This is a genomic window from Ruegeria sp. AF5 (assembly GCF_056541905.1).
In genome coordinates, this window is record NZ_JBQFYZ010000002.1 from 272,074 (window position 1) to 298,817 (window position 26,744).

A 26,744-nucleotide genomic window follows, 5' to 3' on the forward strand; every position below is an offset into this window, starting at 1 on the left:
TGTGAAAGCTCAACCCTGCTTGAGGTCAAGGTTAAATCAGCAGGAATACCTGAAGGTGTGTTTCACCGCGTCAGCTCGCGCATTCCCTTTTCAAGACCAGCCAGTGTCATGGGCACCATGCGATCTTCAAAGATGTCGCGGATCATGCTGATGGAATGGGTATATTCCCAGTATTTCTCGGGCACCGGGTTGATCCACAGGTTTGACGCCCACTGTTCGCGCGCGCGTTGCAGCCAGACCTGACCGGCTTCCTGATTCCAATGTTCATTGGCACCGCCGGGATAGGCGATCTCATAGGGGCTCATCGAGGCGTCGCCGACAAAGATGCACTTGTAGTCGGACCCATAGGTGCGCAGCACTTCGTGGGTCGGGGTCTGTTGGTTCCAGCGGCGGCGGTTGTCGCGCCAGACCCCTTCATACAGGCAATTGTGAAAGTAGTAATATTCCAGATGCTTGAACTCGGTTCTTGCAGCGGAAAACAACTCTTCAACCACCTTGATATGCGGGTCCATCGAGCCGCCGACGTCCAGAAACAACAGTACCTTCACCGCGTTGTGGCGCTCGGGCCGGGTTTTGACATCCAGATAGCCATGCTCGGCCGTGGCACGGATGGTGCCGTCCAGATCCAGCTCTTCGGCTGCTCCCTCCCGCGCCCAGCGGCGCAGGCGTTTCAGGGCGACCTTGATGTTGCGGGTGCCCAGTTCAACCGTGTCATCAAGGTTCCTGAATTCCCGCTTGTCCCAGACCTTGACCGCACGCTGGTGGCGGCTTTCTTTCTGACCAATACGGACGCCTTCAGGATTGTACCCATAAGCCCCGAACGGAGAGGTTCCTGCGGTGCCAATCCATTTGTTACCGCCCTGGTGGCGGCCTTGTTGTTCCTTGAGTCGTTCGCGCAGTGTTTCCATCAGCTTGTCGAAACCGCCGAGCGCTTCGATCTCGGCCTTCTCCTCATCCGACAGGTGTTTCTCGGCCATCTTGGCGAGCCAATCGGCGGGGATATCGACAGCTTCCAACACCTGATCGAAACTGATCTCGACCAAGCCCTCAAAGCTGGCGGCAAAGGCGCGGTCGAACTTGTCGATATTGCGCTCGTCCTTCACCATCGACACGCGGGCAAGGTAGTAGAACGCTTCGACATCATAGGTGACCAGACCCTTTTTCATGCCTTCCAGAAAAGTCAGATACTCCCGGAGCGATACCGGGATGCCAGCTTTGCGGAGGTTTTCGAAAAAGGGCAGGAACATCGCGTCACGCCACCATGCGAAGCAGAACCAGCGAGATCACCAGCCCCACAAGCGCAAAAGCGATCCCATATCCGGCGGCATACTGCGCCATGTCGGCGCCGTTTCCATTGCGTTTTTTTGCGGTCAAAGCACCCAGGATTGCACCCAGTATCGCCATTCCCAGTACTAGCAACATATGCGTTTCATCCGTCTTTCGTGCTGTCAGCGGGGCGTCGGCTACTGTTTTGAGCCAGAGATTGAGCCACCAAATCCGAACCGAACCCGTATCGCGCCCATCCAAGGCTGTCCAGCCTGACGGCACGTGCCTGCTGCAATTGACCGGCCTGTTTCAAGGCCTCGGATTTCAACAGCAGCAACGTTGCCAGCAGCGAAGCGTTTTCCGCGCGGGTCATCACGTCGATGGCCTGATCCAGTTCGGGCAGAACCTCGGGCCCGCGATCCTGCGCAAGCGCAAAGGCTGCGGTTTGGGTTGAGACATAAGCCTGATGAACCTCGGTTCCGGGCGTCGCGCGAAGAAATTGTTGCGCGATCTTGAACTGCCGCTGGGCTTCTGCCGGATCACGAAACTGCTCCATCCGGCCCATCAGGTAGTGGGGATAGGCGCGGCGGTGATCCGTCCATCCCTGTTGCTGCCCGATGCGGGCTGCCTTTTGCGCGGCGCGCATCTGTCGGGGGGAACCCGGCCCCGGTCCCAGTGATTTCTGGATCGCGTTGATCCACTCTCGGGGGGTATTTGTGGGGGGTTGCGCAGCTAGTCGGTCGCCGCGTGGATTCAGACGGCTGAGAATTCCGGGGATAACGGCAGCGACCTGATCGCGGGTCATGCCGGTGTGCAGTTCGGGCGCATAAGCCGCGCGCAGGATCAGCATGTCGAACCCGGTCAAGACCGTATGAATATTGTCGTCGTTGAACACCGAATCCGGCAGATGATAGAGGTCGTTCAGAGGACCGAGGGCCTGTGCCAGTTCTTCGTGCAGACAATCGCGCATTTCCTGCGGGCTGACGTCGTAGGGGATAAAAATCCCCAATCTTTCGCGCTGGCGCAGCTCAACCCAACTGCTTTTGGGTTTGCGGCGGTCGCGCTGATACTCAGCCAGGCTGGACGCGTTTGGCACCACGAAACAGGCCGCGTTTGGCAGCATTTGCAGAATGTCCTTCTGGCTGACCGCTTCGATCGTGATATTGGTCTGCCCGTCGTTGATTTGTCGGATGTTGATACCCGCCTCGCGCTTCAGGCGGTTCAGCAGCCGGGTCAAATCCTGCTGCATACTTTGTGTCGGCGATCCGGTCAGGCGAACGGTGATCGGCGTTTCGAACCGGGTGAAAACGGGCAGGGCGGCCCCGCTTTCGAGTTCGAAATGCAGGGACAGGAAATCCGACGCGATGTTCGTATTGGACCGTGCCGGTGGAGAGGGACGCGGTGCCGCAAAAGACTTGGCCGGCGGCAACGCCACTTCGACATATGGGACATCGTTCCCGAGTTCGATTGTCTCGACAGATGTGCAGCCAGCGACAACCAGCGCCAGAAAAAGGGCGCCCAAACGCATCATGGGCGGGCGTACTTGATGAACGGTGTCAGGGTGCCGATGCGATCATAAAGGTGGCGTGCCGTGGTGTTGAATTCTTGCGTCAGCCAGTAAACGGATGGGGCGCCCTGGCGATCCGCCTCTTCATAAACCGCCTGAATCAAGGCGCGACCGACGCCCGTTCCTCGGGTTTCAGGTCGGGCGAACAGGTCTTGCAGATAACAGACCTTTTCCACTTTCCAGGCGTGGCGATGAAACAGGTAATGCGTCAGTCCGACCAAAACACCATCCTGTTCCGCGACAAAACAGGAAAAATCCTGCGGGTCGTCGCCGACCAATCTGGAAAAGGTTGTTTCATACACGTTTTCAGGCAGGGTGGTTTCATAAAACGCCAGATAATCCCGCCACATTTCGGCCCACTGATCTTTGTCCTCGGCCCGCAGGGTCCGGATTGTCAGAGCGTTCGCCAAGTGATGACCCCAATATTGCTGCTTCGAAACGCGGTTGCGTCAGGTATCTCGATGCTGACACCCGAGATACCCAATGGCAAGCCGTGATCACAGATTGTTCACACGCAGGCTAGCGTTTGCCACGTGCCATGAATGCAAGACGTTCGAACAAATGCACATCCTGTTCATTTTTCAGCAAAGCGCCATGCAGCTTCGGCAGCGCGCTGGCCCCGTCACGCCTGAGGTCTTCCGCCGTCAGGTCTTCGGCCAGCAACAGCTTCAGCCAGTCCAGCACCTCTGAGGTCGAGGGCTTTTTCTTGAGCCCTTGCGTCTCGCGGATTTCATAGAATTGCGTCAGTGCGGCAGTCAGAAGTGCGTCCTTGATGCCGGGGTGATGCACATCAACGATCCGGCGCATCGTCGCCTCATCCGGAAAGCGGATATAGTGGAAGAAACAGCGGCGCAGGAAGGCGTCGGGCAGCTCTTTTTCGTTGTTCGAGGTTATGATGACGATAGGGCGGTGCTTGGCCCTGACCGTCTCGCCCGTTTCATAGACATGGAACTCCATCTTATCGAGTTCCTGCAACAGGTCATTGGGGAACTCGATATCCGCTTTGTCGATTTCGTCGATCAGCAGAACAACCTTTTCGTTGGCGTCGAAGGCCTGCCACAACTTGCCCTTGCGGATATAGTTCGACACATCATGGACACGCTCTTCGCCCAATTGGCTGTCACGCAGGCGGCTGACGGCATCATACTCATAAAGACCCTGCTGCGCGCGGGTGGTGGATTTCACATTCCACTCGATCATTCTCAGCCCCAGCGCACCGGCCACCTGCCTGGCCAACTCGGTCTTGCCGGTACCGGGCTCGCCCTTCACCAGCAGGGGGCGTTCCAGCGTGACAGCGGCGTTCACGGCAATGGTCAGATCGTCGGTGGCGACATATTCGGCTGTACCTTGGAAACGTGCGGTCATGGGCCTCTCGTACGTATATTGTGTTGGACGGGCAGGTTGTGGTTTCCGGGTTACAGAGCGGCAAGGTTTTTTACAACCCGCGTCCTTGCGTCGCCCGGCGGGAATTGTGCTGCAACTCCAAGCCCTTTTGCTTGATTCCGATATAGACCAATCCCGGGCGCCGTGCCTCTCGCCCCAAAAAAGCCTGTCAAATTTCGTAGAAATACAAGGTTTTGTTGATGTTTGTCTCATAGTTAGACAAATCCGCAGGGGTGCACTGTTGCGCAACGTTTGTGTAGTGACATTCCACCGCCCGTCGGCTAAACGCTGCGCAGAAGGGAGAGCCAAATGTCAGCTGAAACAGCCTCGAACGACGTCACTGGCCATACCGAGGGAGCAAATATGAAGCAGGAAGTTTTTCTGCCGGAAGATTACCGTCCGGCCGAAGATGAGCCTTTCATGAATGATCGTCAGCTTGAGTATTTTCGCCGCAAGCTGCTGGATTGGAAGACAGAGTTACTGGCTGGTAGCCGCGACACCATCGAAGGGCTGCAAGACAACACCCGTAACATTCCGGACGTCGCGGACCGCGCCAGCGAAGAAACAGACCGTGCGCTGGAACTTCGGACCCGTGATCGTCAGCGAAAGCTGGTCGCCAAGATCGACTCAGCCCTGCGCCGGATTGATGATGGCGAATACGGGTATTGCGAAATGACGGGCGATCCGATCTCGCTGAAACGTCTGGACGCACGACCGATTGCAACCATGACACTTGAAGCGCAAGAGCGCCACGAGCGTCGCGAAAAGGTCCACCGCGACGATTAATCGCCGGGTATGTGTGAGAAATCCAAACGCCGGGGCCTGTGGCTCCGGCGTTTTTGCGTTATGCGGGTGTCATGAAGATAGACGGATTGAAATTCTGTGTAATCGGCGGTGGAATCGGCGGCCTGGCCTCGGCACTGGCGCTGCAACACCGTGGCGCGCATGTCACGCTTCTGGAGCAAGCCCCGGCTCTGACCGAAGTCGGTGCTGGTTTGCAGATCAGCGAGAACGGGATGCGCGTTCTTCATGCACTTGGCGTCACAGGTCTTTCTGTCGGGCAGAAATCCCATGGAACTGTCTTGCGCGATTACCGAAATGGGCGCGTGGTCAGTCGGCTGCCAGGCCCCGCAGCTGGTCCGACCTACTACTACCACCGTGCCGACCTTCTGAACCTTCTTCATGATGCGGCCTGTGACGCAGGCGTGGATCTCCGGTTGGGTGCCAATGTTTCGCATGTGCAAAAGCACCCCAACGAGGCAGAGGTGGTCTTGGCGTCAGGCGAGCGAATTCGCGCAGAATGCGCCATTGCGGCCGATGGCGGCCGCAGCGTGCTCCGCCCGGCTCTGAACGGGGCAGAGGCGCCGGAGTTCACGCATCAGGTAGCGTGGCGCGCCACCATCCCCTGGCAGCCCGGTCGCGACCCGGTTTCGGCGTCCCTGACCATGGGGCCTGGGCGGCATGTGGTAACCTATCCGTTGCGTGACGAAAGCCTGATGAACATTGTCGCGGTCGAGGAGCGTTCGGACTGGCGGGAAGAAGGATGGCGTCAGACGGGCGATCCTGACGAGTTGCGTAAGCGATTTGCCGATTTCGGTGGCCCCGCGCGCGACATTCTGTCGAAAGTCACGGATGTGCATCTGTGGGCATTGTTTCTTCGGCCTGTCGCCCAAAACTGGCAGAATGGTCGGTTGGTTCTGCTAGGGGACGCGGCCCATCCAACATTGCCGTTTATGGCACAGGGTGCATGTCTGGCCCTCGAGGACGCCTGGGTGCTGACGCGCGCGTTTGACGAACGATCGGGTATCACCAGCGCGTTGGCAACCTATGAAACGACCCGCAAACCAAGGGCGCAGCGCGTTGTCGCGGCGGCCGGATCAAATGCGCGGAACTTTCATCTGCGCGGCCCAGCCCGATTGGCTGCGCAATGTGTGCTGAGAGTCGTTGGTGCCCGGTTGTCCCAACGCTATGAATGGATCTACAGTCACGACGTCACGGTTGCCTAGGGCCTCAAAGATCCAGGTCAATCCAGACGGGAACGTGATCGGATGGCTTTTCGTGCCCCCGAACAGCCGCATCAATCTGGCAATCCTGCATGAGGTCGGCCGCTTGTGGCGTCAACAGGAAATGATCAATCCGAATTCCGTCATTCCGGTTCCACGCGCCAGCCTGATAATCCCAGAAGGAATAGTGGTCGGGACCCTGCGTTGTCGCGCGGAAGGCCTCGGTAAAGCCAAGGTTCAGGATTTTTCGAAAGGCGGCCCGGCTTTCCGGGCGGAACAACGCGTCTTCCCGCCAGGCATCGGGGCGTTTGGCATCCTCGGCCTGTGGGATGATGTTATAATCGCCCGCCATTAGCGCCAGCTCTTCTGATTCCATCAAACCCTTTGCGCGTTCATAAAGCCGTTCCATCCAGGCCAGCTTGTAATCGTATTTCGGTCCGGGTGCCGGATTCCCGTTGGGCAGATACAGCCCACAGAGGCGCAAGGCCTTTTTGCCCACGACGGTCGCCTCGATCCACCGCGCCTGTTCATCATTGTCATCACCGGGAAGGCCGCGTGATACATCCTCCAGCGGAAGCCTCGACAGGATCGCAACACCATTGAAGCTTTTTTGACCGTGTGTTTCCACGTTGTACCCGCGATCTTCAAACATCTCGCGGGGGAAGTTTTCGTCGACGGATTTGATTTCCTGAAGAAGAACAACGTCGGGTTGGGCATCGTCCAGCCAGCGGGGCAGCGCCTCGGTTCGCGCCTTGATGCCATTGATGTTGTACGTGGCGATTTTCATGCGCGATCCTCCGAAACCTTGTGGCAACCTATCGCTCAGAACGGGCCCAGCGGCAAGTCGGAGATCGGATTAGCGAGGCTCTGCCTCGCGCTCCGGGATATTTTTAGCCAGATGAAGAAACGGATCCTTAACCATTTTCTCGATACTTGAAAGGGCGGTACAGGCGGGGACGCCGATGACCTCGCCAGGTGAAGCTCTCTGGTCGTTATGGTCAGAGAGTGGATTCCTGCTTCATCTGGCTGAAAATATCCTGGGGGTGTGGGGGCAAAGCCCCCACCGGTTACATCGAAAACGACGTGCCGCAGCCACAGGAAGAGGTGGCGTTGGGGTTGTCGATCACAAACCGCGCACCAATAAGCTCCTGAGTGAAATCTATCACCGCGTTTTCAAGAAAGGGCAGAGAGATCGGGTCGACGATGACTTTCTGCCCTTTGCCTTCAAGAATGAGGTCGTCGGAGTTTGGCGTATCCAGAGCAATTTCATATTGAAAACCGGAACATCCACCGCCCTCCACTGCGACACGCAGGGCTTGCCCCTGTTCCGCGGCACCGATTTCGGCAAGGCGGTCGTAGGCGCGTTCGGTGACTGATGGGGGCAGATTCATGCCGGTCTCCAAAGGTTTATTTCCCAAGCGTCCTACAATATATGAAACCAAAAGACAGGCGACAAGGACAAGGCCTTTGGACAGAGCAGGTTTTGCTTCGGACCCAGACCGCGCAAGGGGGCGGCTGGTTCCAGAGGAAGAAAGCAGCTTCCGGTCAAGCTTTCAGCGCGATCGCGACCGGATCATTCATGCCAGTGCGTTTCGACGGCTCAAGCACAAGACGCAAGTCTTTGTCGAGCACGAAGGTGACAGCTATCGAACACGGCTGACCCATTCCATCGAAGTCGCTCAGGTCGCGCGAACCATTTCAGGGGCGTTGGGCCTGAATCCTGAACTCACCGAAGCTGTAGCCCTGGCGCACGACCTGGGTCATACCCCCTTTGGTCATACGGGTGAGGACGCCCTCCACGCGCTGATGGCGCCTTACGGGGGGTTTGATCACAACGCTCAGGCCATTCGGATCGTAACCAAGTTGGAGCGGCATTATGCCGGGTTTGACGGATGCAATCTGACCTGGGAGTGCCTGGAGGGTATCGCCAAGCATAACGGCCCGGTTGTTGGCGAATTGCCCTGGGCCCTGGCGGAATGCAACCAGGGCTTTGACCTTGAACTTCATACCCATGCAAGTGCCGAGGCGCAGGTGGCGGCCTTGTCTGATGACATTGCTTACAACAATCACGACCTTCTGGATGGGTTGCGTGCGGGGTTGTTTGAAGATGATGATCTGCGCCACCTTCCGATCGTGGGGGCGTGTTATGCGGATGTGGATGCGAAATACCCCGGTCTTGATCCGTATCGGCGGCGTCATGAAGCACTGCGGCGGGTTTTTGGGGTCATGGTGGCAGACGTCATCACAACGTCGCGCGACTTGATCGCGGCCTCGGGCGCGCAGTCGGTCGAAGAGATTCGCCATCTTGGGCATCCTGTCATCCAATTCTCGACCGGGACTTGGGCGGATCTGAAACAAATCAGGGCGTTCCTGTTCACCCGGATGTATCGCGCACCCAGCGTCATGAAGGTGCGGGCCGAGGTTGCAACGGTTGTCGAAGACCTGTTCCCGATCTACCTGAACGATCCGAAACAGATGCCGGCACGCTGGCACGAGGATATTGAAGCTGCGGCGGACGAGACTGCTCTGGCCCGGATCGTATCGGACTATATTGCAGGAATGACCGACCGCTTCGCTTTGCAGGATCACGCCCGGCTGACGGGCTGATTGCGCCGCAATGAAACGGGTAATGGTCCATGTTTGCGACCTTTATTGCGGGTTGATTGGTACCTTGCGCAGGCGGGAAGCGATGATCAGAAGCCGTACGACGGACAGTGCGCAGGGTACTTGAAATCTCAGACAGAGGATATCTGGGCGCCATTGGCAGACATTGGGCGCAAACCATGTCCAAACAATAGGCGTCCATTGACCTTGCCGTGATGCATGGTAAACCGCCGGGCAAGCAAAAGGACATCCGAAATGAACCTGTTTTCCGAGATCCGCGGCCTTGTACTGGACGCGCTGGCACAGATGCAGTCCGAAGGCGCGTTGCCCGAGGGGCTGAGTTTTGACAACGTGGCGGTCGAACCGCCGCGTGATGCGGCGCATGGCGACATGGCGACCAATGCGGCGATGGTGCTGGCAAAACCGGCCAGGATGAAACCGCGTGACATTGCCGAGGCATTGGCAGGGAAGCTGGTGGCAGATGACCGCATCACCAGCGCCGATGTGGCAGGTCCGGGCTTTCTCAATTTGCGGCTGGCACCGTCGGTCTGGCAAGGCGTGCTGGCGGCTGTGCTGGAGAAGGGCACCGATTATGGCCGCTCGACTATGGGCCATGGGCAAAAGGTCAACGTTGAATATGTTTCGGCCAACCCAACCGGTCCGCTGCACGTGGGTCATACACGGGGTGCGGTATTCGGTGACGCTCTGGCAAGCCTGCTGGCCTATTCGGGCCATGACGTGACCCGTGAGTATTACATCAACGACGGCGGTGCGCAGGTGGATGTGCTGGCGCGCTCGGCTTACGAACGCTATCGCGAGGCCAATGGTCTGAGCCCCGAGATTGCCGAAGGTCTTTATCCTGGCGACTACCTGATCCCGATCGGTGAGGCGTTGAAAGAGAAATACGGCGACAGCCTGATCGACAAGCCGGAAAGTGACTGGCTGGAAGAGGTGCGTGAGTTCTCGACCGACGCGATGATGGATCTGATCCGCGCTGACCTGAAAGCGCTGGGCGTCGAGATGGATGTGTTCTTCTCGGAAAAATCTCTCTATGGCACTGGTCGGATTGAGGCCGCATTGCAATCGCTGACTGACAAGGGCCTGATCTATGAAGGCGTGCTCGAGCCGCCGAAGGGCAAAAAGCCCGAGGATTGGGAGCCACGCGAACAGACGCTGTTCAAATCGACCGAACATGGCGACGACGTCGACCGCCCTGTCAAGAAATCGGATGGCAGCTGGACTTATTTTGCCCCGGATATTGCTTATCACTATGACAAGGTGACCCGTGGTTTTGACGCACTGATCGACGTGTTTGGCGCCGACCATGGCGGCTATGTCAAACGGATGAAGGCGGCTGTTTCGGCACTGTCCGACGGTAAGGTGCCGCTTGATATCAAGCTGACACAGCTGGTGAAGCTGTGGAAGAATGGTGAGCCGTTCAAGATGTCCAAGCGGGCAGGGAACTTTGTCACGCTGCGCGATGTGGTCGATCAGGTGGGCCCGGATGTGACGCGGTTTGTTATGCTGACCCGCAAGAACGACGCGCCGTTGGATTTCGATTTTGACAAGGTGCTGGAACAAAGCCGCGAGAACCCCGTGTTCTACGTTCAGTATGCACATGCCCGTGTCATGAGCGTGCTGCGTCGTGCGGCCGAGGCTGGAATTGCGGCTGATGATGCGATCCTTGCGGGTGCTGACCTGAGCAGGAACGATCATGTCTCGGAACTGGTTGTTGCGAAGAAGCTGGCAGAATGGCCACGGCTGGTGGAGATTGCGGCCCGAACCAATGAACCGCACAGGGTCGCCTTTTATCTCTATGAACTTGCAGGCGACTTTCACGCGTTGTGGAACAAGGGCAATGACGAGACGCAATTGCGTTTCATCCAGGATGGCGATGTTGCCACAAGCCAGTCAAAAATCGCTTTGGCCCGGGCCGTTTCTGTTGTGATTTCAGCGGGCTTGGGTATTCTTGGCGTTACTCCGGCGCAGGAGATGCGGTAACGAATATCGCCCGAACCGCCGGTACGAGGTAGGCAAGAAATGACCCGCGGGCCTTATTTTCAGGCGCGAAACGGGCAGTGAGGCGGACATGGCGAGTTACGATTACTCGGGGCACCAAAGCCCCGGGCAGATTCATTACCCGAATCAAGCGCATTCTGATGATGTGTATGATTTTCCCGAAGACATGCAGGGAGATGACGCGCCGCGTGGCTCGTTTGGTCTGGGCAGGGCGGTCAATTTCCTGGGGGCTGTTGCATCCTTGGCGCTGGTCGCCGGTGTCGGGGTCTGGGGCTATCAATTGATCATGCGCGATGTCAGTGGCGTGCCGGTTGTTCGCGCCGCCGAAGGGCCGATGCGTGTACAGCCGGAAAATCCGGGTGGAACTCCGGCCGATCATCAGGGCTTTGCCGTGAATGCCGTCGCCGCCGAAGGCAGTGCTGCGGCGCCAGCCGACCGGTTGATCCTTGCGCCGCGCCCGGTGTCCTTGACGGACGAAGATCTGCCCGCCGGAGAACTGAAGCCGACCCCTGCGCTGCATGTGGTCGAAGAACCGATCACCACGCAGGAGGCCGCGCGCTTGCGCCAGAACGCAGTAGATGCGCTGGTTGCGGAATTGGCGGGTGCGGCAGCAGAAACGCAGCAAGAGTTCGAAGACGGTGTGCAACTGGCATCGCTGACCACCCCTGATGAAGAACCCGCCATTGACCCGGCAGATTTTGCTGCGGCCTTGCCGGACCCGAGCTTCGCAGAGTTGCCGGGTGTGCGCCGATCGTTGCGCCCTGTGACGCGTCCGGCACGGTCCACCCGCAGTCAGGTCGCGCCCAGCGAGAATTCCGAAGACGCCATCAATGCAGCGGTGAAAGCCGCGGTCGGGGTGGATGTTGATCCGGATACGTTGGCAAAGGGAACCCGGCTGGCGCAGCTTGGAGCTTATGACAGCACGCAAGTGGCACAGGTCGAGTGGGACCGATTGAATGGTCTGTTTGGTGATTATTTGTCGGGAAAACAACGAGTTATCCAGAAAACCTCAAGTGGTGGACGGACCTTTTACCGCTTGCGTGTTCTGGGGTTCGAAGACCTGAGCGACTCGCGCCAGTTCTGCGCTGCTCTGGTCGCGCAAGGCGCTGATTGTATCCCGGTGGCCGTGAGGTGAAGTTCGGAGCAGCGATCACAGATGCTGAAGGACTGCGCCTGACGCAGGAGGAAAGAGACCTGTTTCACCAGATGAACCCGTTTGGGTTCATCCTGTTCTCCCGCAATATTGAAAGCGCCGATCAGGTGCGGGCCTTGTGTGATGATTTCCGCGAGGCCGTTGGGCGCAACTGTCCCATTACCATTGATCAGGAAGGTGGGCGCGTACAGCGTTTGCGCGCACCCTTGGCTCGCGAATGGCTGCCGCCGCTGGATCATGTGATCAGGGCGGGTGATCAAGCGGAACGCGCCATGTACCTCAGGTACCGCCTGATTGCGGATGAGCTGTTTGGTCTGGGCATCGACAGCAATTGTGCCCCTATGGTCGATGTGGTGCGGCCCGAGACACACGCGTTTCTGAAAAACCGCTGTTATGCCTTTGATCCTGAGCAGATTTCCAGGATCGGCAGGGCTGTGGCGCAGGGCCTATTGGACGGGGGCGTTCTTCCGGTACTCAAGCACATTCCCGGCCATGGCCGTGCCACTCTGGACAGTCACCATGACCTGCCGCACGTTGATTTGCCGCTGGAAGAGTTGGAATACAGCGATTTCGCGCCGTTCCGTGCCTTGAACGACCTGCCGATGGGGATGACCGCGCATCTGGTCTTTGATCAGATAGATCCCCGGCCGGCCACCATTTCCGCGGCCATGATGGGTCTGATCCGAGACAATATCGGCTTTGGCGGGCTGATCATGACCGACGATATCTCGATGAAAGCGCTCAGCGGGGCGTTGACGGACCTCTCCCGCCAATCTTTGAAGGCGGGCTGCGATGTAGTCCTGCATTGCAATGGCAGTTTTTCTGAACGTGCCGCTGTAATGGAAACTGCCGGAGAAATGTCGGATGTGGCACAAGCCCGCGCAGAACGGGCGCTGGCGATGCGCAAACGCCCGCGGGAACTTGACATCCAAGCCGCCGAAGCGGAACTATCTGCCCTAATGGGCGGGCAGGTATATGAACGATAATCTTTTTAGCGAAGACCCTGTCTCGGTCGCGGATCGTCTTGCGGCCGAAGCGCTGATTGTTGATGTCGACGGGTTCGAAGGCCCGTTGGACGTTCTGCTGACCCTGTCACGCACGCAAAAAGTGGATCTGCGCAAGATCTCGGTTCTTGCGCTGGCGCAGCAATATCTGGCCTTTGTTGAAAAGGCGCGTGCGCTGCGCATTGAACTGGCCGCCGATTATCTGGTCATGGCGGCGTGGCTCGCCTTTCTCAAGTCCCGTCTGTTGCTACCGCCAGATCCGGATGACGATGGGCCATCGGGTGAAGAACTGGCCGCACATCTGGCGTTTCAACTTGAACGCCTGCAGGCAATGCGCGACGTCGCTGCGCGGCTGATGGCCCGCGACCAACTGGGTCGTGATTTTTTCAAGCGCGGGCAGGGCGAGGACGTAACCCGCATCCGCACCGTAACATATTCCGCCACGCTGCTGGATCTGATGCAGGGATATGCCCGTATTCGCACCCGTGACGAGTTCCGCCCCTTTGTGATGGACCGCGACTCGGTGTTCACGATGGAGCAGGCACTGGAGCGGATGCGCCCGCTGATCGGTTTTGCGGGGACGTGGACCGATATGGAAACCTATCTGCCCGATGGTTGGGATACTGACCCGGTGCGCCGCAGGTCGGCGACGGCTGCGACCTTTGCGGCCTCGCTGGAACTGGTGAAAGAAGGACATATGGAGATCAAGCAGAGCGAGACATTCGCACCGATCCATTTGCGCAAGAGGACCCAGACACGTGACTGACGCCCCAGAAGAAACCGGCACCCTGTTCGAGGCGCCACCATTGGCGGAACAGGAGCGTATGGTCGAGGCCGTTTTGTTTGCCAGCGCCGATCCGGTGACGATTGCCGACCTTGAGGCGCGGATGCCGCATGGAAGCGACGCCGCACAAGCCGTTGAGTTGCTTCAGAGACGTTACGAAGGGCGCGGCGTGCGTGTGGTGCGCGTTGGAGAGGCATGGGCGATCCGTACGGCCCCTGATCTGGGCTTTCTGATGCAAAAGGAAACGGTTGAAACTCGTAAACTCAGCCGAGCCGCGATCGAGACATTGGCCATCGTCGCGTATCACCAGCCCTGCACCCGCGCCGAGATTGAGGAAATTCGCGGTGTGTCAGTTTCTCGCGGGACGATTGACCAGTTGCTTGAGATGGAGTGGATCAGGTTGGGCCGTCGCCGTATGACACCGGGTCGTCCGGTGACATTTGTGGTAACGTCCGAGTTTCTGGATCATTTTGGTCTGGAGAACGCCCGCGACCTGCCGGGTCTCAAGGAACTAAGGGCTGCGGGTTTGTTGGAAAATCGACCTCCGCCGGGGGCGATCCCGTTGGGCGAGGCGCGCGAAGACGAAGTGGACGAAGACCAGTCGGAACTGTTTGAGGAGTAAAAATCCGGACAGGTCACTACAGGTCAGACGCAGAACCTACGACAGGCAACGCGGGTTATCTAGCACAAGCACCGTTGCAAGAAATTCTGAGGATTAGCCAACCGCTTTGAAGTGCTTGGACAGTTTCAGGCCTTGCCCCTGATAGTTCGATGCAATCCCGGCACCATATAGCTGCGTGGGCATCTCGGCCATTTTTTCATAGACAAGACGCCCGACCACCTGTCCGTGCTCCAGGACGAAAGGCGCTTCGTGGCATCGCACCTCAAGCACGCCACGCGACCCGGCCCCCCCGGCGGCTGCATGGCCAAAGCCGGGATCGAAGAATCCGGCATAATGCACCCGGAATTCACCAACCATCGCCAGATAAGGTGCCATTTCGGCGGCAAACATCGGCGGGATATGGACCGCCTCTCGGCTGACAAGGATATAGAATGCACCGGGGTCAAGTATGATGCGACCGTCCTTGGTGCGTACTTCCTCCCAATAGTCCTGGGGGTCGTATTCGCCAATTCGGTCCAGATCAATTACCCCGGTATGGGGCTTGGCGCGATAGCCGACCAGATCGGTGTCGGGCAGTTGCAGATCGACCGAAAAGCCAAGACCGTCCTGAATTACAGCAGGGCCGTCTACCAACGGCGATTCGGCGTGCAGGGCGGTCAGTTCCGCGTCAGACAAGACGGCCTGACCTTGACGGAAACGGATCTGGTTCAGACGCATACCGGGCCGGACCAGAACCGAAAACGAACGTGGACAGATCTCGGCATAAAGCGGGCCTTTGTAGCCTGCGGGCACGCGATCGAACTCGGTGCCACCATCGGTGATGGTACGGGTCAGAAGGTCAAGCCGCCCGGTCGAGCTTTTGGCATTGGCGACGGCGGTTATATCGCGGGGCAGGGCAAGCGATTCCATCAGAGGCACCAGATAAACGCAGCCCTTTTCCAGAACAGCGCCGCCCGAGATGTCGATGCGGTGCATCTCGAACTCGGCCAACCGATCCGTAACGGTCCGTCCTTCGCCCGCGAGGAACGAGGCACGAACGCGGTAGGCCACTGTTCCCAAACGCAAATCAAGGCTGGCCGGTTGAATTTGCGCTGGCAGGACATCGGGGTTGGCGGCAATCTCTCCGCGCGCGATCATTGCTTCGATTTGCTGGTTCGCGCAAACACCTGTCATCTCGATCCCCTCATGTGCCAGAGCGGGATCTGGCCTTTGTGCCATAAACGTCGGTGTGATTTGGTCGGGCTAGCAGGACTCGAACCTGCGACCTTCCGTCCCCCAGACGGACGCGCTACCAGGCTGCGCCATAGCCCGACGTTGGGCCGTTCATAAAGATTTTCCCGGCAGGGGCAAGAGGAAAACACTGCCTTTTTTCCTAACCCGTCGCCTGTGTTTCGACCCGATCCAGCCAGCGGCGCAGGTCTTTTGCAATTGGTGCAATCCGGCGCAGAAGTTCGTCGTCAAACTCGGCACGCTTCCACGCCAGAGAAGCAATTCCACCCATCAGGGGCGCTGTGTTCAGGTCTGGTTCTTGTTCTGACACAGCCGTGGGACGTGCGTTGGCCTGCATGCATTCATTCACCGGCTGCTCGGACGGTCCGTCCAGATCCATAGGGATTTGTTCGGTGGCGGCAGCGGGTTTGGGTTCGAACGGCACCACAGTACCTTGAACGGGTTCAATCAGGGCAGGACCCGGTTCGTCCAGAGGCGGAGACAGTGCTGCGACATGTGCGACGCCTTGCTCGCGCAGGATTCGCTGTACGCCCTTGATTGTGGTCCCGTCTTCGTGAAGCAGTTTCTTTATGCCCCCCAAAAGACGCATGTCATTGGGGCGATAATACCGGCGCCCGCCCGCGCGTTTGACCGGTTTGACCTGAGCGAACCTGCTTTCCCAGAATCGCAAAACATGGGCCTGAACCCCAAGCCAATCCGCTACTTCACTGATCGTGCGAAACGCGTCGGGAGACTTGCTCATATCCGCGTGACCCAGGGTTACTTGCGATTCCCGACGGCGACGCGATCTTTCATAAGATGCGACGGGCGAAAGGTCAGTACGCGGCGGGGCTGTATCGGAACTTCTTCGCCGGTTTTGGGGTTGCGGCCGACTCGCGCGGTCTTGTCGCGAACACTGAATGTACCGAAGGACGAAATTTTCACCTGCTCACCGCGCACCAGAGCGTCGGACATGTGGTTCAGAACGCTTTCGACCAGCTGCGCACTTTCGTTGCGTGAAAGCCCGACTTCGCGAAAGACGGCCTCGCTCAGATCCATTCGAGTCAGTGTATTGTCGCCCATGTCATTTCCCCTGTTGCTGTCAAAGCATATGGGTATGGCAAATTCGCTGTCAATATCAATGAATTGCAAGCAGCTGTGTAAGCTGGATTGCGCCGGTTACCAGCGCAGAACCACCGCGCCCCAAGCCAGACCGCCGCCAATCGCTTCGGTCACGATCAGGTCGCCGGGTTTGATCTGCCCGCGTTGTTTACCAACCGACAATGCCAATGGGATCGATGCAGCCGAGGTGTTGCCGTGATCCTGAACGGTCACAACTACGTTTTCCATTGGCAGGCCCATCTTTTTGGCCGTGCCCTGAATGATGCGAATATTGGCCTGATGAGGAACAATCCAGTCTACGTCAGCGCTGCTCAGCCCCGCGCGGCCCAGGGCTGTCTCAGCGGTTTTGGTAAGCTTTTCAACGGCATGTCGGAAGACCTGATTGCCCTGCATACGCAGATGCCCGGTGGATTGGGTCGAAACACCCCCATCGACATAAAGCAGGTCCTTGTAGCGCCCATCCGAGTTCAGATCGGTTGCAAGTATGCCGCGATCCGCAGCGGTGCCTTCGCCGTCCTGCGCTTCGAGTACCAATGCGCCGGCGCCATCCCCGAACAAAACGCAGGTCGAGCGGTCGGTCCAGTCCATAATCCGGGAAAAGGTTTCGGCACCAATGACCAGCACGCGTTTGGCTTGGCCGGACAGGATCAACGCATTTGCGTTGCTGAGCGCGAAAACGAATCCCGCGCAGACAGCCTGTACGTCGAAAGCAAACCCCCTGGTCATGCCCAGCCGGGCCTGAACCATGGTCGCGGCAGAAGGAAAGGTCAGGTCCGCGGTCGAGGTCGCCAGGACAATCGCGTCGATATCATCCGCTGTCAGGCCCGCATCGGCCAGCGCAGCCTCGGCGGCCTTGGTGGCCAGGTCCGACGTCGTTTCGTCATCGGCGGCAAAGTGACGGCGTTCGATCCCCGACCGGGTTCTGATCCACTCATCCGTCGTGTCCAGCGTTTTCTCGAACTCGGAATTTGGAACAATACGTTCCGGCAAATAATGCCCGACACCTACTACAACTGAACGGCCTGCCATTTTTGAGGTACTGCCTTTTTTGTTATTTATCGGTCTGCGGCGCAGCTTGCGCGGCATCTTGTGCAAGCTGGGCCGTGGATGCAACCCGCGCAGCTAATTTTTCGGCAAAGCCGGACTGTGCCAGGGTAAAGGCCAGTTTGATCGCCGCCGACACTCCGGTCGCATCTGCCCCGCCATGGGATTTAATAACTGTCCCGTTCAGACCCAGAAACACGCCACCGTTCACGCGCCGCGGATCAATACGCTTTTTCAGGCGCTGCAGCGACGTGATGGCCAGGACCGAAGCCAATCGGGACAACGGAGAGTATTTGAACGCCTCACGCAGAAGTTCTCCGATCAGGCTGGCGGTGCCTTCGCCCGTTTTGATCGCAACATTGCCCGTAAACCCATCAGTAACAATGACATCTGCCTTGTCACCGGGAATATCACTGCCTTCGACAAAGCCAACAAATTCGAAATTCGCCTGTTCCGCGAAATCCGAGATCAAGGCGTGCGCTTCTTTCAGTTCCGCGCGGCCCTTATGCTCCTCGGTGCCAACGTTCAGCAGCCCAATCCGGGGGCGGTTCAGGGCCATGCCGTTGCGCGCATAAGACGCGCCCATCAGGGCGAATTGCAGCAAATCCTTGGCGTCGGCGCGTACATCGGCGCCCACATCCAGCATTACATTGAACCCTTGCGGGTTGCGCGAAGGCCACAGGATCGCGATTGCGGGGCGGTTCACACCCGGCAATTTGCGCAGACGCATCATCGACAGGGCCATCAGGGCACCGGTGTTCCCGCAGGACACCGCGCCATGAGCTTCGCCCTGACGAACCGCTTCCAGCGCGGACCACATCGAGGTCTGCTTGCCGTTGCGCACAACCTGGCTGGGCTTGTCCTCCATCGTGACAACGTCGGGGCAATCACGAAAAACGACGCGCCCTTCAAGGACACGTCGTTTGGCAACCAGCTTGCGCAATACCTGTTCGGGCCCGTGCAGCAGGAACCCGATATTCGGGTTCTTGCCAGCCGATTTTGCCAGACCTGCAACGACGACAGCGGGGCCTGCGTCCCCTCCCATTGCGTCAACCGAGATGGTGATCCGTCCGGCGTGCGTGGGCTGATCGTTCATGCCTTGGCCTGTGCTCGATCAGGCTTAGGCTGCGTCTTCGTCCAGATCGATTTCGTCGGCCTGTGCGACGACTTCGCGATCGTCATAGTGGCCGCAAGATGCACAAACGTGGTGCGGGCGTTTCAGCTCGCCGCAGTTCGGGCATTCGTTCGGGTTTGCAGCAACCAGAGCGTCGTGTGCGCGGCGGTTGTTGCGACGCGACTTGGAAACTTTGTTCTGTTGGACGGCCATGGTCTCAACCTTTGTCTGACTGGGGGCCGCAGATTCGCTGCCGACCCGGGTTTCGTAGTTCGTTTATCGTGGTTTGACGCGCGTTTAGGCGACGAGCCCCGCAATGTCCAACCCAAAATCCGATGAGCGCGCGAAAATACTGCGATTCTCGGCATGTTCAAGCGATTTTTCTGACCGCCTGCTATGACAGGAAATCCGGCACCTGTCACTCGTCTTTTTTTAGCACATCGCGCAATCCTGCCAATCCTGCAAAGGGTTTGGCATCGTCATCCGTCATCGCCTGTTTGCCCGGTTCTGTGTAGGCAGCCTGACCCAGTTCCGCGCCGTCTTTCCGTGGATATTGTGGCAGAGCCAGAGACAGGGTCTCGATCATGACAAGGGCCGGATCGATTTCAGGTCCCAAAGGTTCAGATTCGTCATCTTCCGGGATCTCGAACTCTGGATCATCAGGGTCCGCCCAATCCGCAAGAAATGTCCGGTGCACTGGAATGTCGATCCTTGTCGTCACCGGTTCCAGCGTCACCACGCAAGGTTGGGTGACAGTTGCGCCGAGTTTGCCGTTCAATACCCAGTCCCGTTTGCCTTGTGCCCGCAGTTCGCCGGAAAAGCTGAGCTTTCGCAGCCCCAGCAGCCCAAGGTCTTGCCTGATTTGCTCAAGCACGGTGGTTGCAGGGCGCAGATCAAACCGTGTCGGGGCGTTCTGCGGCAGGTCAGACACCCGAAATGATGTCGTGTTGCTCATTCGTGAGCCTTTCTATGTGTTGAACCGTGGCAACGGTTTATGTAATCGGATAGAAGCCGAAGAAGGCCAAGGCAAGAGGGTGCAGATGTTGAAGGTAGTGAACCGGTTGAAACCAGCTGCGAAATCGCTTGTGTTTGTTGCCTGTCTGGCTGCGACCGGAGCTTGTACGGCTGTCTTCAAGAATCACGGCTATGTGCCACCGGCCGAGGAACTGGCGGAAATCAAAGTTGGCGTAGATACGCGTGACAGCGTGCAAGAGGCCATCGGCGCGCCGGGCGCATCCGGCGTGGTTCGGGATTCGGGCTATTACTATGTCCGCTCTCGCGTGCGTCACTACGGTCCGAAACGGCCCGAGGTGGTATCGCGCGAACTGGTTGCCATCAGTTTTGATCAGCGCGGTGTTGTCAGAAACATCGAACGCTTTGGTCTTGAAGACGGGAATGTGATTGCTCTGGAGCGCCGCGTTACCGATTCCAACGTTCAGGACAAGGGCTTCCTGCGTCAGCTGCTGGGCAATATCGGCAACTTCAATCCGGCCAACATTCCGGGCGCCAACTAATTTGCGCCAAAACCTTGCGGTGGTCACAGGGCAGTCACATGTCTTGTGCTAACGGTGTCGTACCGACGCCTGAGGGTCGGTAACCGTGGAGGACGCGACCGTGGCAACGGCAGTTTTGTTAAGCAAGGGGCGCTATCGCGCCAGACTGGCGCAGTCGCCCGAGGATATCAGAACAGCTCAGGCATTGCGGAGCTTGGCTTTTGGCACAGAGCAACCGGACTGCGACGAGTTTGATGCACGCTGTAGCCATATCCTGATCGAGGATATGCGCTCGGCAGACCGGCTGGTCTGCTGCTTTCGGATGCTGACCATGGATAATGGCGGCGAGATCGGACAAAGTTATTCAGCACAGTTCTATGACCTGACCACGCTCGAAGGCTTCGAAGGCCGGATGGTTGAAATGGGACGATTTTGTATCCACCCCAATCACAGCGACCCCGACATCCTGCGTGTCGCTTGGGGGGCAATGACGGCCTACGTTGACCGGAACAACGTCGAGATGCTGTTTGGATGTTCCTCTTTTGCCGGAACCGAAACTGAGCAGTATCTGGATGCGTTTGCGATGCTCAAACACCACCATCTGGGCCCGAAACGTTGGTTGCCACGCGTGAAGGCTCCGGATGTGTTTCGATTTGCCGCGCGTCTGCGGCGCAGACCGGATGTGAAAAAGGCAATGCTGCGGATGCCACCCTTGTTGCGGACCTACCTGATGATGGGCGGTTGGGTCAGCGATCATGCGGTGGTGGATCGCCACATGAACACGCTGCACGTTTTTACAGGGGTGGAAATCGGTGCGATCCCCCCGGCACGCAAACGTCTGTTGCGGGCGGTGGCCGGGTAGATTGAGTATTTTTCAAAAGGTGAAGACGGGGCGTTGACGCAATGTGTCAGCCGGTTTAGCTGGCGCACATGGCGAGAATTCCTTTGTTGCAGATGTCCGGCATTTCCCTGACTTTCGGGGGTGACCCGGTGTTTTCCGAACTGGATCTGGTGGTTCAGCCCGGTGATCGTGTTGCGCTGGTGGGGCGAAACGGGTCCGGAAAATCCACGCTGATGAAAGTGATGGCCGGTCTGGTCGAGGAGGATCGGGGCGAGATTGTCGTGCCGCCCGGAAAATCCGTTGGCTATATGGAGCAAGATCCGACGATGGTGGGCTTTGCCACGTTGGGGGATTACGCGTCCAGCGGGTTGGAGCCGGGAGAACTTTACAAGGTTGAACGGGCCGGTGAAGGGTTGAAGTTCGATCCTTCACGGGCAGTTGAGACGGCTTCGGGCGGAGAGAGGCGGCGGGCTGCGCTGGCCAAGCTGATGGCCGAAGCACCGGATCTGATGTTGCTGGACGAGCCGACCAACCATCTGGATATCGAAGCCATCGCGTGGCTGGAACGCGAACTTGGCGCGACCCGAGCGGCCTTTGTGCTGATCTCGCATGACAGGGCCTTTCTAAGGGCGCTGACGCGGGCAACACTTTGGATCGACCGGGGGGCTGTTCGGCGACAGGAACAGGGCTTTGAAGCCTTTGAGGCCTGGCGGGACAAGGTATGGGAGGAAGAAGACCAGCAACGCCACAAGCTGAACCGCCTGATTAAGTCAGAAGCGAAATGGGCGGTTGAGGGCATTAGCGCCCGACGCAAACGTAATCAAGGCCGGGTGCGGGCCTTGCAGGCGTTGCGGGCCGAAAAGGCGGCGCAGATCAAACGTCAGGGTTCGGCTGCAATGGCATTGGAGGCCGGGCCAAAATCAGGCCGTAAAGTGATTGAGGCCAGGGCGCTGGCCAAAGGGTTTGGCGACAAGCAGATCGTTCGGAACTTTGATCTGCTGGTACAGCGCGGCGACCGGGTGGCCTTTGTCGGGCCGAACGGTGTTGGCAAAACAACGTTGCTGAAGATGCTGCTGGGGCAGGTGGAGTCGGACGAGGGCTCGGTTTCCTTGGGGACGAACCTTGAAATCGCGGTGTTCGATCAGACCCGTGCCCAACTGGACCCCGAGATGAGCCTGTGGGACAGTCTGACCGGCGATCCGGAAATGCGGGTGTCGGGCAAGGCCGATCAGGTAATGGTGGGCGGGCAGCCCAAACATGTTGTAGGGTATCTCAAGGAATTTCTGTTTGACGAACGGCAGGCCCGAGCAGCCGTCAAATCCCTGTCGGGTGGGGAAAAAGCCCGGTTGTTACTGGCCAAACTGATGGCGAAACCCTCGAACCTTCTGGTGCTGGACGAACCGACCAACGATCTGGATGTCGAGACGCTGGACCTGCTGCAAGAGCTTTTGGATGATTATGACGGCACCGTTCTGCTGGTGAGCCATGACCGGGATTTTCTGGACCGCGTGGCGACAACCACCATCGCGATGGAGGGGAACGGACGGGCGGCAGTCTATGCTGGCGGCTGGTCGGATTACATCGCGCAGCGTGGCGACGTGATCCAAAAAAGCGTAGAAAAAGCAAAAGCTTCAAAGCCAAAGATCAAGCAGGAAGAAAAGCCGAAATCCGGCCTATCCTTCTCGGAAAAGCACCGGCTGGAGAAACTGCCTGCCGAGATCGCGCGCCTTGAGGCCGAGATTGCCAAGCTGGAAGAGCTGATGTCCGACCCCGGGCTGTTCACGCGCGAACCGGTGAAGTTCCAAAAAGCGACCGAGGCGCTGGTTGAGCGGCAGGAGAAACTCTCGGCCGCTGAAGAGGAATGGCTGACGCTCGAAGAGAAGGCTGAAAGCGCTTAGCGCGCCAGACGTTTTGCCGGATTACCTGCCACGGTTTCTCTGGCGGGGACGTCTTTGGTGACGACGCTGCCTGCGCCGATTGTGGCGTAGTCGCCTATGGTAATGCCGGGCAACAGGATCGCTCCGCCGCCAACCCAAACCTGCCTGCCGATGGTGACGGGCAGGCCGATTTCCAACCCTTGTGCCCGATCAGCCGGGTCTTTGGCATGATGAGCGCAGTAAATCTGAACATTGGGGCCAAACATCGTGTCGTCGCCGACCCGAACGAGGGCCGTGTCCAGAACCACGCATCCGGCATTGAAGAAAACCCGGCTGCCCAGATGGATGTTCATTCCATACGCGCAGTGAAAAGGGGCTTCGAGAAAACAGTCCTCGCCGACATGGCCCAGCAGCGCGTGTAGTTCCGGGGCCATCGCGCCGCGTGTGTCGGGCGGACAGGTGTTGTGAGCGTGAACAGCCCGTCGTGCCCGCGCGCGCAGATCGTCCAACTCAGGATCGAGACAGCAATACCACTGCCCGGACTGCATTTTCTGGCGCTCCAACATAGAGCTGTCTTATCGCATCCGCAGAGCGCCGTCGATGCGGATGACCTCGCCGTTCAGGTAGCCCATTTCAACGATGAAACCGGCCAGCCGCCCGTATTCCTTAGGGTCGCCCAGGCGGGCCGGGTTCGGGACGTCGGCGGCCAGTTGTTTCTGCACGTCTTCGGGAAGGCCCGCCAGCATCGGGGTCATAAAGATACCCGGCGCGATGGTCATGACGCGAATCCCGGTCGAGGCCAGATCACGGGCCATTGGCAGGGTCATGCCAACAACCCCGCCTTTCGATGCAGCGTATGCCGCCTGTCCCTTTTGGCCGTCGAATGCGGCAATAGATGCAGTGTTGATGATCACACCGCGCGCCCCGTCCGGTTCGGGTTCGTTCTTTGCCATCTCGGCAGCGGCCAGCCTTGAGACGTTGAATGTGCCGACAAGATTGATGTCGATCGTACGCTGGAACGCGTCCAGCGGGTGGGGCCCATCCTTGCCGACTGTCTTGATTCCATAAGCGATACCCGCGCAGTTCACAGTCGCGGTGATCTTGCCCATCTTGTCCATGCCGTGGCGCACGGCAGCAGCGACCGAGGTTTCGTCGGTTACATCCGTCAGCGCAAAATATCCGCCGATTTCGGAGGCGACTTGAGCGCCACGGTCCGCGTCACGGTCCAGAATAGTGACTTGCGCGCCCTGCGCGGCAAAGTGACGGGCGGTGGCTTCGCCCAGACCGGATGCGCCGCCGGTGACAAGAGCGGCTGTGGTGGACAAGTGCATCGGAGCTCCTCCCTGGGATATGAACAACTGTTCAATAACTGCTTTGCAGGGGCGGTGTCCACATCTTTGAGCCTGAACGCCAAAAGGGGCGGGGCGGACTGACCGCCGCCGGGTCAATACGCATCTTTAAGGCATCTTAATCCGCGCTTCACGAAAACGCGCCTGTTCGTGAACGAAGTAATCACAGCCATTGCGTGTTTTTTCGTCAGGAGGTTCCGATATGGTAAATGGTATGAAACAAACACTGGGCGCTGTTCTGGCTGCACCTGTCTTTGGGATTGTGGTTGCCGGCAGTGCTGTTGCAGCGCCGGAAACGTGTAACTGGAAAACGGCTCGAAATCTTGCGAATGCAGGCGACTATGCCGGTCTTTGCGATTGTGTTCAGGTGACCCCGAGCTTTCTGGACAGACTTCAGAAGCGACCGGATTTTGAGACAACGCTGCGCGTTACCGGGGCGCAATGCCCGGGCCTGGCCGCTTTGCTGACAGATGTGCCAACGGCAAGCCAGTCCGGTCTGGCAGAGAATCGGGGTGAAAGTCGCGGTTCAGAACCCGGCGGGGCGGGATTTGCGAATGCGGTTGGTCCTGACGGCCCCGGTGGCGGAGGACAGCCTGACAACGGCGGCCAAGAACCCGGTGGTGGCGGTGGTGAACCCGGCGGTGGTGGTGGAGAACCCGGCGGTGGTGGTGGAGAACCCGGCGGTGGCGGTGGAGAGCCCGGCGGTGGTGGTGGAGAACCCGGCGGTGGCGATGGTGAACCCGGCGGTGGCAAAGGCAATAACGGCGGCGGCAAAGGTGGCGATAAGGGTAACAATGGCGGCGGCAATGGCGGCGAAGGCAGTAGTCCGGGTCGCGGAAACAACGCCAATGACGATGAAGGCGAAAGCGACCGGCCCGGTCGCGGAAAGGGACGTCAGTAGCCTTGCCCATTCCAAATTAGATACGGCCACCCAATCGGGTGGCCGTTTCCTGCTTTGCAATCAAAGGTGAAAAGGGGCGTCAGCCCAGTTGCACCAATGCGTGGCGTTTCTTGCCTGCACTCAGCTTGATCGGAGACGTCAATGCACCCGCGTCGATCATCAAGCCCGCATCCGTCAGCGGAGCGTCGTCCAGTTTGGCCCCGTTTTCGGCAATCAGGCGCTTGGCCTCTTTGCCGGATTTGGCGAGGCCTGATTTGACAATGATCTGCACGATGGACATGCCGTCGCCCAGCTCGTCCGCGCTGAGGGTCAGGGTGGGCAGATCGTCTCCAACGCCACCTTTTTCGAACACTTCACGGGCCGTGGCTTCGGCCGTTGCCGCAGCTTGCGCCCCGTGCAGAAGGGCTGTCACCTCATTGGCGAGGCGGATTTTGGCCTCATTGATTTCGGACCCGGCAAGCGCGCCAAGACGGTCACATTCATCCACGGGCAATTCGGTATAGAGCTTCAGGAACCGCCCGACATCCGCATCGGTGGTGTTGCGCCAGAACTGCCAGAATTCATAGGGTGAGCGCATCTCGGCGTTCAGCCAGACCGCGCCATCCTGCGATTTGCCCATCTTCTTACCGTCGCTGGTGGTCAGCAGGGGAGAGGTCAGGCCGTAGATTTCGTGATCCAGCACCCGGCGGGTCAGGTCGATACCGTTGACAATGTTGCCCCACTGGTCGCTGCCGCCCATTTGCAGAACACAGCCATAGCGACGGTTCAGCTCCAGAAAGTCATAGGCTTGCAGGATCATGTAGTTGAACTCGAGAAACGACAGCGACTGTTCGCGATCCAGCCTGGATTTCACCGATTCAAAGCTGAGCATCCGGTTGACGGAAAAATGCCGCCCGATGTCGCGCAGGAAATCGAGGTAGTTCAGATCATCCAGCCATTCGGCATTGTTCAACATCAGTGCCTTGTTTTCGGCGTCAGTGTCGTAATCGATATAGGCCGCGAACACTTTCTTGATGCCCGCGATGTTTTCGTCGATCTGTTCGGGTCCCAGCAGGGGGCGTTCATCCGCGCGGAACGAGGGATCGCCCACCTTGGTGGTGCCGCCACCCATAAGGGTGATCGGCTGGTGGCCGGTCTTCTGGAACCAGCGCAACATCATGATCTGGATCAGGCTGCCCACATGCAACGACTTGGCCGTTGCATCAAAGCCGATATAGGCCGGCTTGCACCCACTGATCAGCGCGTCGTCAAGGCCCTGATAATCGGTGCAGTCGGCGAGGAAGCCGCGCTCGATCATCGTGGCGATGAAATCCGATTTGGGGTGGTAGGTCATATCGTGCCCTCGGGGTTTGTGTTGCGCCGCACTGTATAGGCGGCGCTGCGGATGAG

29 protein-coding genes and 1 tRNA gene are annotated in these 26,744 nt (G+C 58.6%); 12 read left to right on the forward strand and 18 right to left on the reverse strand.

Annotation, left to right across the window (positions count from 1 at the left end; genetic code table 11):
- Positions 1-62: 62 nt before the first annotated feature.
- From ACR0DS_RS04835 to ACR0DS_RS04855, 5 genes are all read right to left on the reverse strand, one after another.
- On the reverse strand, positions 63-1,247 hold the full coding sequence (locus ACR0DS_RS04835; RefSeq protein WP_480558094.1) for a vWA domain-containing protein: 1,185 nt from the start codon (positions 1,245-1,247) through the stop codon (positions 63-65).
- A 4-nt stretch (positions 1,248-1,251) separates the two neighbouring features.
- Positions 1,252-1,422 carry a hypothetical protein gene (locus ACR0DS_RS04840; RefSeq protein ID WP_209503658.1) on the reverse strand — a complete coding sequence of 57 codons (171 nt, stop codon included), beginning with the start codon at positions 1,420-1,422 and terminating at the stop codon, positions 1,252-1,254.
- 7 nt (positions 1,423-1,429) lie between these two features.
- Positions 1,430-2,797 carry a DUF2927 domain-containing protein gene (locus ACR0DS_RS04845; protein ID WP_480558092.1) on the reverse strand — a complete coding sequence of 456 codons (1,368 nt, stop codon included), beginning with the start codon at positions 2,795-2,797 and terminating at the stop codon, positions 1,430-1,432.
- Positions 2,794-3,243 (reverse strand): N-acetyltransferase family protein, encoded by a 450-nt coding sequence (locus tag ACR0DS_RS04850; RefSeq protein WP_480480508.1) that lies wholly within the window; start codon positions 3,241-3,243, stop codon positions 2,794-2,796. Before ACR0DS_RS04850 ends, ACR0DS_RS04845 begins: the two co-directional genes overlap by 4 nt.
- A gap of 109 nt (positions 3,244-3,352) precedes the next feature.
- Positions 3,353-4,198 (reverse strand): AAA family ATPase, encoded by an 846-nt coding sequence (locus ACR0DS_RS04855; protein WP_480558090.1) that lies wholly within the window; start codon positions 4,196-4,198, stop codon positions 3,353-3,355.
- A gap of 381 nt (positions 4,199-4,579) precedes the next feature.
- On the opposite strand from ACR0DS_RS04855, the gene dksA reads away from it, so the two are divergent.
- Both dksA and ACR0DS_RS04865 read left to right on the forward strand, forming a co-directional pair.
- Positions 4,580-5,002: an RNA polymerase-binding protein DksA gene (gene dksA / locus ACR0DS_RS04860; RefSeq protein WP_209504868.1), complete on the forward strand. Its 423-nt coding sequence runs from the start codon at positions 4,580-4,582 to the stop codon at positions 5,000-5,002.
- Between the two features lie 71 nt (positions 5,003-5,073).
- A complete protein-coding gene (locus tag ACR0DS_RS04865) occupies positions 5,074-6,222 on the forward strand; it encodes an FAD-dependent monooxygenase (RefSeq protein WP_480558088.1) in 1,149 nt (382 codons plus the stop codon).
- Positions 6,223-6,226: 4 nt separating this feature from the next.
- Here ACR0DS_RS04865 and xth read toward each other — a convergent pair whose 3' ends face one another.
- Together xth and ACR0DS_RS04875 are read right to left on the reverse strand one after the other, a co-directional pair.
- Positions 6,227-7,006, reverse strand: a complete 780-nt coding sequence (gene xth, locus ACR0DS_RS04870; protein WP_480538056.1) for an exodeoxyribonuclease III — start codon at positions 7,004-7,006, stop codon at positions 6,227-6,229.
- Between the two features lie 280 nt (positions 7,007-7,286).
- Complete coding sequence (locus tag ACR0DS_RS04875; protein WP_480558086.1) at positions 7,287-7,610, reverse strand: HesB/IscA family protein; 324 nt, start codon at positions 7,608-7,610, stop codon at positions 7,287-7,289.
- Between the two features lie 76 nt (positions 7,611-7,686).
- Between ACR0DS_RS04875 and ACR0DS_RS04880 the strand changes: the two genes are divergently transcribed.
- The 6 genes from ACR0DS_RS04880 to scpB all read left to right on the forward strand — a co-directional run bounded on the left by ACR0DS_RS04880 (position 7,687) and on the right by scpB (position 14,405).
- Positions 7,687-8,826, forward strand: a complete 1,140-nt coding sequence (locus ACR0DS_RS04880) for a deoxyguanosinetriphosphate triphosphohydrolase (RefSeq protein ID WP_480545461.1) — start codon at positions 7,687-7,689, stop codon at positions 8,824-8,826.
- A gap of 252 nt (positions 8,827-9,078) precedes the next feature.
- Entirely contained in the window at positions 9,079-10,824 is a 1,746-nt protein-coding gene (gene argS, locus ACR0DS_RS04885; RefSeq protein WP_480558084.1) for an arginine--tRNA ligase, read from the forward strand.
- Positions 10,825-10,912: 88 nt separating this feature from the next.
- Positions 10,913-11,977 (forward strand): SPOR domain-containing protein, encoded by a 1,065-nt coding sequence (locus ACR0DS_RS04890; protein WP_480558082.1) that lies wholly within the window; start codon positions 10,913-10,915, stop codon positions 11,975-11,977.
- Entirely contained in the window at positions 11,974-12,981 is a 1,008-nt protein-coding gene (nagZ, locus tag ACR0DS_RS04895; RefSeq protein WP_480558080.1) for a beta-N-acetylhexosaminidase, read from the forward strand. The genes ACR0DS_RS04890 and nagZ overlap by 4 nt, the downstream gene beginning before the upstream one ends.
- On the forward strand, positions 12,971-13,765 hold the full coding sequence (locus ACR0DS_RS04900) for a segregation and condensation protein A (RefSeq protein ID WP_480517368.1): 795 nt from the start codon (positions 12,971-12,973) through the stop codon (positions 13,763-13,765). The genes nagZ and ACR0DS_RS04900 overlap by 11 nt, the downstream gene beginning before the upstream one ends.
- The gene (gene scpB, locus ACR0DS_RS04905) at positions 13,758-14,405 is read left to right on the forward strand and encodes an SMC-Scp complex subunit ScpB (protein WP_480558078.1); all 648 of its coding nucleotides are present in this window, start codon (positions 13,758-13,760) and stop codon (positions 14,403-14,405) included. Before ACR0DS_RS04900 ends, scpB begins: the two co-directional genes overlap by 8 nt.
- A 93-nt stretch (positions 14,406-14,498) precedes the next feature.
- On the opposite strand, the gene ACR0DS_RS04910 is transcribed toward scpB, so the two are convergent.
- The 8 genes from ACR0DS_RS04910 to ACR0DS_RS04945 form a co-directional block, all read right to left on the reverse strand.
- On the reverse strand, positions 14,499-15,578 hold the full coding sequence (locus ACR0DS_RS04910; protein WP_480558334.1) for a 2'-deoxycytidine 5'-triphosphate deaminase: 1,080 nt from the start codon (positions 15,576-15,578) through the stop codon (positions 14,499-14,501).
- 61 nt (positions 15,579-15,639) lie between these two features.
- Positions 15,640-15,716 (reverse strand) — tRNA-Pro (locus tag ACR0DS_RS04915).
- Between the two features lie 61 nt (positions 15,717-15,777).
- Entirely contained in the window at positions 15,778-16,377 is a 600-nt protein-coding gene (locus tag ACR0DS_RS04920; protein WP_480558076.1) for a MerR family transcriptional regulator, read from the reverse strand.
- A 17-nt stretch (positions 16,378-16,394) separates the two neighbouring features.
- A complete protein-coding gene (ihfA, locus tag ACR0DS_RS04925) occupies positions 16,395-16,697 on the reverse strand; it encodes an integration host factor subunit alpha (protein WP_209503673.1) in 303 nt (100 codons plus the stop codon).
- Between the two features lie 96 nt (positions 16,698-16,793).
- Positions 16,794-17,765, reverse strand: a complete 972-nt coding sequence (locus ACR0DS_RS04930) for a beta-ketoacyl-ACP synthase III (RefSeq protein WP_480504849.1) — start codon at positions 17,763-17,765, stop codon at positions 16,794-16,796.
- Positions 17,766-17,787: 22 nt separating this feature from the next.
- On the reverse strand, positions 17,788-18,876 hold the full coding sequence (gene plsX / locus ACR0DS_RS04935) for a phosphate acyltransferase PlsX (protein WP_480556341.1): 1,089 nt from the start codon (positions 18,874-18,876) through the stop codon (positions 17,788-17,790).
- A gap of 24 nt (positions 18,877-18,900) precedes the next feature.
- Entirely contained in the window at positions 18,901-19,107 is a 207-nt protein-coding gene (rpmF, locus tag ACR0DS_RS04940) for a 50S ribosomal protein L32 (protein WP_008756996.1), read from the reverse strand.
- A gap of 205 nt (positions 19,108-19,312) precedes the next feature.
- Positions 19,313-19,849, reverse strand: a complete 537-nt coding sequence (locus ACR0DS_RS04945; RefSeq protein WP_480480538.1) for a YceD family protein — start codon at positions 19,847-19,849, stop codon at positions 19,313-19,315.
- Positions 19,850-19,934: 85 nt separating this feature from the next.
- Between ACR0DS_RS04945 and ACR0DS_RS04950 the strand changes: the two genes are divergently transcribed.
- From ACR0DS_RS04950 to ACR0DS_RS04960, 3 genes are all read left to right on the forward strand, one after another.
- Complete coding sequence (locus tag ACR0DS_RS04950) at positions 19,935-20,408, forward strand: outer membrane protein assembly factor BamE (protein ID WP_480545467.1); 474 nt, start codon at positions 19,935-19,937, stop codon at positions 20,406-20,408.
- 100 nt (positions 20,409-20,508) lie between these two features.
- Positions 20,509-21,249: a GNAT family N-acetyltransferase gene (locus ACR0DS_RS04955; RefSeq protein WP_480558074.1), complete on the forward strand. Its 741-nt coding sequence runs from the start codon at positions 20,509-20,511 to the stop codon at positions 21,247-21,249.
- A 68-nt stretch (positions 21,250-21,317) separates the two neighbouring features.
- Complete coding sequence (locus ACR0DS_RS04960; protein WP_480558072.1) at positions 21,318-23,126, forward strand: ABC-F family ATP-binding cassette domain-containing protein; 1,809 nt, start codon at positions 21,318-21,320, stop codon at positions 23,124-23,126.
- Here ACR0DS_RS04960 and ACR0DS_RS04965 read toward each other — a convergent pair.
- Complete coding sequence (locus ACR0DS_RS04965; protein ID WP_480504857.1) at positions 23,123-23,653, reverse strand: sugar O-acetyltransferase; 531 nt, start codon at positions 23,651-23,653, stop codon at positions 23,123-23,125. The two genes, ACR0DS_RS04960 and ACR0DS_RS04965, sit on opposite strands and share 4 nt — an antisense overlap.
- A gap of 27 nt (positions 23,654-23,680) precedes the next feature.
- Positions 23,681-24,436: a 3-hydroxyacyl-CoA dehydrogenase gene (locus tag ACR0DS_RS04970; protein WP_267363947.1), complete on the reverse strand. Its 756-nt coding sequence runs from the start codon at positions 24,434-24,436 to the stop codon at positions 23,681-23,683.
- 220 nt (positions 24,437-24,656) lie between these two features.
- Between ACR0DS_RS04970 and ACR0DS_RS04975 the strand changes: the two genes are divergently transcribed.
- The gene (locus ACR0DS_RS04975) at positions 24,657-25,355 is read left to right on the forward strand and encodes a hypothetical protein (protein ID WP_480616698.1); all 699 of its coding nucleotides are present in this window, start codon (positions 24,657-24,659) and stop codon (positions 25,353-25,355) included.
- 79 nt (positions 25,356-25,434) lie between these two features.
- Here the strand turns inward: ACR0DS_RS04975 and tyrS are convergent, their stop codons facing one another.
- On the reverse strand, positions 25,435-26,688 hold the full coding sequence (gene tyrS / locus ACR0DS_RS04980; protein WP_480473227.1) for a tyrosine--tRNA ligase: 1,254 nt from the start codon (positions 26,686-26,688) through the stop codon (positions 25,435-25,437).
- Between the last annotated feature and the right edge of the window lie 56 nt (positions 26,689-26,744).